Here is a 7,437-nt window from a genome sequence, read left to right on the forward strand (position 1 = left end):
AAAGCACTCGCCAATCCTGACTTCGTGCAGCGCCTGAAGGACGGAAAAAAGATCGACGAACTGGATTTTGCCATGCTGCAACCCAAGGCCACGATTGCCAATGAGCTGGCCTGGCGGGGCAAGCAGGCGGTCTAAAGGCCCCGGTCCAGCGGTCATTTCTAACGCGCTGGGCGCTCGATTTTTGGGTCTGCGGTTCCATTGCTCCTTTCAGAGCCGCAGACCTGCTTTAATCTGTTCACATCCTGATCATATTCCCGCTCCAGCGCCTCTGCCTTCTGCGCCCCTGGCCGCGCCAGAATCCGCTGCATGTACTCTTCAAGATTCGGATATTCACTTTCTGCTGCCACCGGTCAGTGATAACGGATATGGTCTTGTCTTTGCCTGTTTCTGAATCTTACTTGTCGAGATTAGACTAACGCGAATCTTCGATTGGTAATGGCGAATTTAGATCTTCCCCTGAGCCTTTGTTAGCCCATCAACCAGAATTCAAGGTGATCATGCCTGGAACCAATGCCAGCATCTCGCATTCGCTTATTGCGACCGAGCTAGCTAAACAACTGCCGCCCGGCATTCGCTCACGCAAGCTGGATAACGGCAACGGCTTGACCATGCATATTCTGGAGGCCGGATTTGAACAACCCGGTCGCGAATGCGTGTTGCTGCTGCACGGTTTCCCGGAGCTGGCGTTTACCTGGCGCAAGGTGATGTTGCCGCTGGTTGCTGCGGGTTATCACGTGGTGGCGCCAGATCAACGCGGCTATGGTCTGACCGAAGGAGCGGACCTGCGTTTTGAAGGGGAGCTCAGCCAATACCATTTGCTCAATCTGGTACGCGATGCCCTGGGTCTGGTGTTCGCGCTGGGCCATAGCTCTGTTGCTGCGGTGGTGGGCCACGATATCGGCTCGCCGGTGGCCGCGACCTGCGCTCTGACTCGGCCTGACGTATTCCGCTCAGTGGCGTTGATGAGTGCGCCGTATCCCGGTGTGCCAGGGTTTCGCTTTGATGGGCGCAAGGGCGCCGAGCAGGCGGCCCGAGTGCATCAGGATCTGGCAGCGCTTACCCCGGCGCGTTTGCACTACCAACGGTATTTCTGCACGCCGCAGGCCAATGACGACATGCTGAGTTGCGCGCTGGGGCTACACGATTTTCTCCGCGCTTATTTCCATATGAAAAGTGCGGATTGGCCGGGCAATACGCCTGCGCCTCTGGCCTCTTCCAATGCGGCGGATCTGGCGAGCATGCCTGAGTATTACGTTATGCAGGCGGGCAAGACCATGCCAGAGACGGTTGCCCCGGCGATGCCGACACCGCAGCAGGTGAGTAACTGTGCCTGGTTGCCCGACGACGAGCTGGCCACCTACACGCGCATGTTTGCTGAAACCGGATTTCAGGGCGGGCTGCAGTGGTATCGGGCCTTTGCTTCAGCTGCCTCCCAGGCGGAGCTGCTGTTGTTTGCCGGCAAGACCATCAGCGTACCGTCCTGCTTTATCGCGGGCGCAAATGACTGGGGCATCTATCAAAGCCCCGGCGCCTTTGAGGCCATGCAAAGCCGCGCCTGCACGGATTTGCGCAGTTGCGATCTGTTACCGGGCGCGGGTCACTGGGTGCAGCAGGAGCAACCTGAACTGGTGGTGAGCAAGCTGCTGGGGTTTCTGGCAGGTTTGCGTTAAGTGCGTGGGAGTAATTGGGGTCAGATGAACATTTCTAGCGACCCTGGCAGCATTCAGAGCAGAGAACCAGTCAAACCATCCTACCCCAAGATTCTGTAAGGCGATGTGCATGCTCCGGTTAGTTTCATTACGCGATCACTTGGAATACAGCGATACCTTTGCGCTCTGGGTGCATCAACAGTTTGCGTACGAATACAGTGAGCAACCACTGGTTGATTGGCAGCGAGAGTTCAGGGACGGCCAGAGCAATGGGGATTGGCAAACCCTGATCGCCTTGGAAGATGGCGAGCTCTTAGGTGGGGCATCTCTTGCCAAAGACGATTTGCCCAAGCGTCCGGAGCTAGGGCCTTGGCTGGCATGTGTTCTTGTTGCGCCCAAGGCCCGACAGCAGGGTTTGGCCGAGCAGCTAATTGAGGGCGTTTACTCCCAAGCCCGCGCCAAGGGCTATGAACGATTGTATTTGCATACCCACGATCGTGGTGACTATTACGCGAAGCGCGGATGGGAACATATGGAGCTTTTCTATGCTTGGGGCAAGGAGCACTGGTTGATGCAACGAAAGCTCTAGTCCGGCAGTGCAAGCCTTGCCCTTTGGCTTCCTCAACTCACCTCCGCATCATATTCCCGCTCCAACACCTCAGCCTTCTGCGCAGCCGGCCGTGCCAGAATCCGCTTCATATATTCCTCAAGATGCGGATATTCACCCAGCCCCCGCGTCTCGCTGATCTTCTCGAACACAAAGGAATTCAGCACATCCGCGCCGGTAAATTGATCACCCATCAGGTAGGTTTTGTCGGCCAGTTCGGTGTTGGCGAGTGTCAGCACGTCGGTCATCTGTTCGCGGGCGAATCCGCCCAGAAAGCATTTCTGGCTATTGTCTGCGCTTAGTAGATACAGCGCGATCAGCGGGAATGCGGCAGTGCCTTCGGCAAAGTGCAGCCATTGCACGTAGCGGGCGTGCGCGGGGGTGTTTGCCGGCGGCGCGAAGGTGTCTGCGCCGTAGCGGCTGACCAGGTAGTCGATGATCGCGCCGGATTCACATATCACCAGGCCGCCATCTTCGATCACGGGTGATCTGCCCAGGGGGTTGATGGCTTTGAGCGCCTCGGGTGCGCGGCGGGTGACCTTGTCGCGTTGGTAGGTCTCTAGCTGATATTCCACACCGAGCTCCTCCAGCATCCAGATAATGCGCTTGGAACGGGACTGGTTCAGGTGGTGTAACGTGATCATATTGGACGCTTCCTTGGGACGCCTGTTGGCGCTTAGTGAGACTTTGCTTTCTATCCTATGCCAGATAGATGGGCCTTGAATACGATGCATGAGCCGTTTGTATTTCGTTTATAAGGGGGTATCACTGATGTCTGATTCAACGGTTGCATCGTGCGGGCATAGCGGAGAAGACGATACGTTCCATCTTCGACTGCCAGCGGATTTTCAGGCGCCGCGGGAGTGGCAGGGGCAGCGGTGCATCCTGGTGCCGGCAGCGCCGCTCTGGGTGGAGCTGGATTACGCTGCGGTGATGACGAGCCGAGAGCAGTTGCAGGGCCTGTTTGGAGCGGGTGATGCCTGGCCGCCGGCGGACCTGACCCAGGCCGATGATGAGGCGGATCTGACCTGGCATGAGCGGGAGTTTGCGCAGGGCTATTCCTTTGCTTATAGCCTGTTGAGTCATGATCGTTTGCGCTGTATGGGGTGTGTCTATGTCTACCCAACGGCTAACCCTGAGCATGATGCCGAGGCGTATATATGGGCTTCGACGACTGAGCCTGATGAACTACGTTCAGCGGTGCTCGAAGAATTGACGCAGTGGCTGGCGCAGGACTGGCCGTTCACGGCACTGGCCTGGCCGGGGCGATCGATTCCTTTCAGGGAATGGCCCTACTCGAACTATTATGCGGTACGGCGCAACGCAGATTGAGGCGATGTTTGGCGTGCTGACAGCCTCGTGGGCATGCGCTGATTGTATTTTTTATGGAATAAAGTCGTTGCCCATACGTTGACCTGATGAAGTCCAATCAATCAGGAGTCTCAACATGATGAAACGTACCCTCACACTTGCAATATGCTCAATCCTCGCGGCCTCTGCTCACGCTGTCGACATTCAGGGTTCGGCCAGTGCCGATGCGCGAGTAGACGCTCAAGGCAGCGAGAGCAGTGGTCGGACCCAAACCAATGCCGGCGGACAGGTCGGAGCAGGTGCTTCTGGACACTCGTCGGCTTCCGACGCTGGGAATCGGTTGGATCCAGTTCAGTCGAGGGGGGCAGAGGCATCTGCCGCTGGTCAAGCCGCTGGACAGCGCACCCGCGATGCGGCACGTGATATGGCTGGGCAGGCGCGCAGCACCGTGCGTCAGACTGCAGAGTCGGCTGCAGACCGTGGCAGCGCCGCCCGTGATCAAACCGAATCGCGGGTGCGTGCCTTTGGCGACAGGATTTCCGAGCGCGGAAATGATGTGAAAAGCAGCGTGGGCGGCAGCGGTTCTGGCAATGTTGGCAGCAGCGCCTCCGGCGGCGTCGGCCTGGATAGCCGTTCCGGCATCGGGGGTTCTATCTCCGGCGGGATCCGGTCCGACTCTGGAGCAAGCATAGGCTCGCAGATTCGCCAGCCAGTCAGTGGCGGTCTGTTGTAAAAATAGACTTTCTGCTGCGAGACCGGCCTTCTCAATTTTCCCCGAGGAGGCCGTGACCGAAGGTAGGATCACGCCCGGGGTCTCCCAGATCAATTGCCTGTTCGGCCATCCTGTCGAGTACAGCATCGGTCGAGAGGCCCGTGGACTCCATGGCGCAGGCGACGTAGCCTGTGACCAAAGGTGCGGCCAGGGAGGTGCCGCTTTGCTCCTCGAAAGCCTGACCAGCATGGGCAAGCAGTACATTAACACCTAAAGCAGCAAACTCTACTTGGGGACCCTGGTTGGCCCAGCGATAGACCTCGCGGAATTCATCGACAGCAGTTACACCCACTACATGCGGGTAAGCGGCAGGATACAGAGGCTGCGCCGCAGGACCGGCATTACCAACGGCTGCTACCAAAGCGGTGCCACTCTCTGCGATGCGACGCGTTACGGCCTCAAGTAGGCGATTCTCGGGCCCAGCCATGCTGATATTGATTACCGCCACCTTTTGCGCCAGCAGCCACTCAAGCCCCTCTAGGAGATGCAGTAGCGTAGCGCCTTCAGACAGCCCGTCTCTATCGAAAAAAACAGACGCATTGAACAGGTTTGCCTGGGGCAACTTTGCAATGCCGTTATCAGGACGTCTGCCTGCCAGCACACTGGCGACTGCCGTGCCATGCTTGGTCGCTTGTTTCATCCCCGGTAAGAAATGTTTTTGCGTGACGGTCGTCTGGCGCAGGCTTGGATGATCCAATTCAATAGCGGTATCCACCATGCCGATAGTGACTGGCTTGTTGCAAATGAATGGCATGGCAAATTCGCTGGCACGAATGCCCCCATCGACCTGATTATCACTTTGCGGCGCATAAATATGATTGCGGTCGAGGCTATCAATAACCGAGGCGGGCATTATGCGCTCAAGTGCTTCACGTGAATCCAGGGTGCTGGTGACGCGAAAACGTACGACAAGCATGTCCAGCTCGTTCAAGGATGTCTGGTCGATGATTTCAATGCCTGGTTCTTCTAATAATGCAATTTCTGCTGCCGTTATAACGACCAGCCATTGCTGTTCAACTGCTCGCCACCCGTTCTCTACCCGCACGTCAATCAGGGCTGGCGAGCCGTCCAGCGCTGGGATTTGTATGCGTTCGGGTAGCATCAGGGGAAGATGTGAAAACGCGTCGCGCGCGCGAATATCCAGTACTGGTATGGTGACGGATGAGCGTCGCTCGCTGGCCTCGGGCAGGTGGCTATCCAGCAGCGGCTCTGTGCGCTGATCAACGATCTGTGGAAGTTGCTGTACAGGCTGCTGGACTGATCCCACACCAATCGCTTGCGAGGCAGGTACAACCGCAAGTTGAGTGCAAAAGATCGCCGCATTTAATAGGAAATGGTTGGTTTTCATTTAATTAAAACGTCCCGAGACGATAAAAATTCCCTGATTCAAGGAATAAAACTTCGCTTGCATCGTTTACAAGGTATGACCACGAGAGATTGAGCTCCATGCATCAGCAATTGAAGCAGTTGATACCCGGTCTGCGCCGCTTCGCATATTCACTGACTGGCACAGTCGCCGATGCGGATGATCTTTTGCAGAGTACCGTCGAAAAGCTGTTGCTGCGAGCACCACCGGAGGAGGTTGAGCTCAATCGTTGGGCTTTCCGGTTGTGCAGGAATCTGTGGATCGATGAATGCCGCAGCCGAAAAGTGCGCTACGAAGCAGCCCAGCGCCCGGAACTCACTGATGGGCAGTGGGTGGATGGAGAGCGTGCGACGGTCAGTCAGATTCAGTTGGAACAGGTCAACGCTGCCATGGCTCGGCTACCGGACGGTCAGCGCGAGATCATTGCCATGGTAGCGGTACAGGGCATGTCCTATCTGGAAGTATCAGAAATCCTGGAAGTGCCCAAAGGCACCGTGATGAGTCGGTTGGCGCGCGCTCGTGCGGCTTTAAGCGACCTAATGAACAACGCACCGGCGAGGGCCTTGCCATGAATATTACAGATGAAACTTTGTCAGCCTATCTTGATGCAGAGCTGCCTGATGAAGAAATGCAAGCCGTGTCCGAAGCGTTGCAAGTTGATCCTGAACTGAGTGACCGTTTGGCTGATCTAGCGCAGGTGGATCGTCATCTATACAGTCATTACGCTGTGATAGACGACCATCCTCTACCCGAGGAGCTGATTGCCCTGTTGGCCCAGTCTGGCAAGGATCGGGGGGCCAGCCCCCAGTCGTCGACCGAGAGCGACCGGGTGCTCCCCTTTTCCAAATCAGCACGAAAGCAAAGATCCTCGGTCAAGTATCCCGGCTTTGCAGTGGCCGCCGCTCTGCTAATGGCAATAGGTTTATTTCAGCTAATGGGCAGCGAGAGTGAAAATTCCTGGGCTGATGTCGCGGCATTGCTGGAGAGCGTGCCGAGCGGCGCGGCCTACAGCCTGAATGATGGGCGACTACTTACACCCAGACTGACCTTTATCAATCAGCAAGGTGAATACTGTCGTCAGTACCAGCTCCTGGGCACGGGGCAAGATGTCGAGACTATCGCCTGTCGCTCAGGTGAAAGCTGGGAGCGAGTGGCCACGGTCGAGGTGGAAACGGTCTCAACCGCGGGTGGGTATGAGACGGCCAGCGGTGGCTCTGTTTTGGATGCTGAGCTTGATCGGATGATGTCTGGTCCGGCGCTGACACTCTTGCAGGAGCATCAGGCGCTGACAGTAGGCTGGAGCGAGAAATAAGGTCTATTTCAGGTTGATGGGCGTGGATATATGCGGCGCTCTGTTTCAGTAATCGCCAGATCGTTGATGCTGGCCTCCCGGCGTTGCATCAGGCAGTTGGGCGCGAATTCCCATTGTTCGTTGCCGTAGGAGCGGTACCACTGGCCCTGGTCGTCGTGCCATTCGTAATCGAAGCGCACGGATATCCGGTTGTCGGTAAAGGCCCACAGTTCCTTGCGCAGACAGTAATCCTGCTCCTTTGCCCATTTGCGAGTCAAAAAGGCTTCAATTTCGTTGCGCCCCTTTAGGAATTCACTGCGATTGCGCCAGACGGAGTCAGGCGTGTATGCCAGTGCGACTCGGGCCGGGTCACGGCTGTTCCAGGCATCTTCGGCCATCTGTACCTTGATCTGTGCTGTGACGTGGTCGAAGTGTGGCAGC

9 protein-coding genes are annotated in these 7,437 nt (G+C 56.9%); 6 read left to right on the forward strand and 3 right to left on the reverse strand.

Features of this window, described 5'->3' with window-relative positions; genetic code table 11:
• Nucleotides 1-497 precede the first annotated feature (497 nt).
• Both ABYA88_RS14515 and ABYA88_RS14520 read left to right on the forward strand, forming a co-directional pair.
• Entirely contained in the window at nucleotides 498-1,670 is a 1,173-nt protein-coding gene (locus ABYA88_RS14515) for an alpha/beta fold hydrolase (RefSeq protein WP_373188110.1), read from the forward strand.
• 109 nt (nucleotides 1,671-1,779) lie between these two features.
• Nucleotides 1,780-2,238, forward strand: coding sequence for a GNAT family N-acetyltransferase (locus tag ABYA88_RS14520; protein WP_373188111.1), 459 nt, complete (start codon nucleotides 1,780-1,782; stop codon nucleotides 2,236-2,238).
• 32 nt (nucleotides 2,239-2,270) lie between these two features.
• Here the strand turns inward: ABYA88_RS14520 and ABYA88_RS14525 are convergent, their stop codons facing one another.
• Nucleotides 2,271-2,900, reverse strand: a complete 630-nt coding sequence (locus ABYA88_RS14525) for a glutathione S-transferase family protein (RefSeq protein WP_373188112.1) — start codon at nucleotides 2,898-2,900, stop codon at nucleotides 2,271-2,273.
• Nucleotides 2,901-3,027: 127 nt separating this feature from the next.
• On the opposite strand from ABYA88_RS14525, the gene ABYA88_RS14530 reads away from it, so the two are divergent.
• Together ABYA88_RS14530 and ABYA88_RS14535 are read left to right on the forward strand one after the other, a co-directional pair.
• On the forward strand, nucleotides 3,028-3,588 hold the full coding sequence (locus ABYA88_RS14530; protein WP_373188113.1) for a hypothetical protein: 561 nt from the start codon (nucleotides 3,028-3,030) through the stop codon (nucleotides 3,586-3,588).
• A gap of 427 nt (nucleotides 3,589-4,015) precedes the next feature.
• Nucleotides 4,016-4,300, forward strand: a complete 285-nt coding sequence (locus tag ABYA88_RS14535; protein WP_373188114.1) for a hypothetical protein — start codon at nucleotides 4,016-4,018, stop codon at nucleotides 4,298-4,300.
• A 31-nt stretch (nucleotides 4,301-4,331) separates the two neighbouring features.
• Here the strand turns inward: ABYA88_RS14535 and ABYA88_RS14540 are convergent, their stop codons facing one another.
• On the reverse strand, nucleotides 4,332-5,687 hold the full coding sequence (locus ABYA88_RS14540) for a S8 family serine peptidase (protein ID WP_373188115.1): 1,356 nt from the start codon (nucleotides 5,685-5,687) through the stop codon (nucleotides 4,332-4,334).
• A 98-nt stretch (nucleotides 5,688-5,785) separates the two neighbouring features.
• Between ABYA88_RS14540 and ABYA88_RS14545 the strand changes: the two genes are divergently transcribed.
• Nucleotides 5,786-6,277 (forward strand): RNA polymerase sigma factor, encoded by a 492-nt coding sequence (locus ABYA88_RS14545; RefSeq protein ID WP_373188116.1) that lies wholly within the window; start codon nucleotides 5,786-5,788, stop codon nucleotides 6,275-6,277.
• The gene (locus ABYA88_RS14550; RefSeq protein ID WP_373188117.1) at nucleotides 6,274-7,017 is read left to right on the forward strand and encodes an anti-sigma factor; all 744 of its coding nucleotides are present in this window, start codon (nucleotides 6,274-6,276) and stop codon (nucleotides 7,015-7,017) included. The genes ABYA88_RS14545 and ABYA88_RS14550 overlap by 4 nt, the downstream gene beginning before the upstream one ends.
• An 8-nt stretch (nucleotides 7,018-7,025) precedes the next feature.
• Here the strand turns inward: ABYA88_RS14550 and ABYA88_RS14555 are convergent, their stop codons facing one another.
• Nucleotides 7,026-7,436, reverse strand: a complete 411-nt coding sequence (locus ABYA88_RS14555) for a nuclear transport factor 2 family protein (protein WP_373188118.1) — start codon at nucleotides 7,434-7,436, stop codon at nucleotides 7,026-7,028.
• Between the last annotated feature and the right edge of the window lies 1 nt (nucleotide 7,437).

The sequence above is a fragment of the Halopseudomonas sp. genome (assembly GCF_041579695.1).
Lineage (GTDB): Bacteria > Pseudomonadota > Gammaproteobacteria > Pseudomonadales > Pseudomonadaceae > Halopseudomonas.

Coding starts and splice junctions, on each gene's coding strand:
- ABYA88_RS14515 (WP_373188110.1), top strand. CDS start 498: ATGCCTGGAACCAATGCCAGCATCTCGCATTCGCTTATTGCGACCGAG.
- ABYA88_RS14520 (WP_373188111.1), top strand. CDS start 1,780: ATGCTCCGGTTAGTTTCATTACGCGATCACTTGGAATACAGCGATACC.
- ABYA88_RS14525 (WP_373188112.1), bottom strand. CDS start 2,900: ATGATCACGTTACACCACCTGAACCAGTCCCGTTCCAAGCGCATTATC.
- ABYA88_RS14530 (WP_373188113.1), top strand. CDS start 3,028: ATGTCTGATTCAACGGTTGCATCGTGCGGGCATAGCGGAGAAGACGAT.
- ABYA88_RS14540 (WP_373188115.1), bottom strand. CDS start 5,687: ATGAAAACCAACCATTTCCTATTAAATGCGGCGATCTTTTGCACTCAA.
- ABYA88_RS14545 (WP_373188116.1), top strand. CDS start 5,786: ATGCATCAGCAATTGAAGCAGTTGATACCCGGTCTGCGCCGCTTCGCA.
- ABYA88_RS14550 (WP_373188117.1), top strand. CDS start 6,274: ATGAATATTACAGATGAAACTTTGTCAGCCTATCTTGATGCAGAGCTG.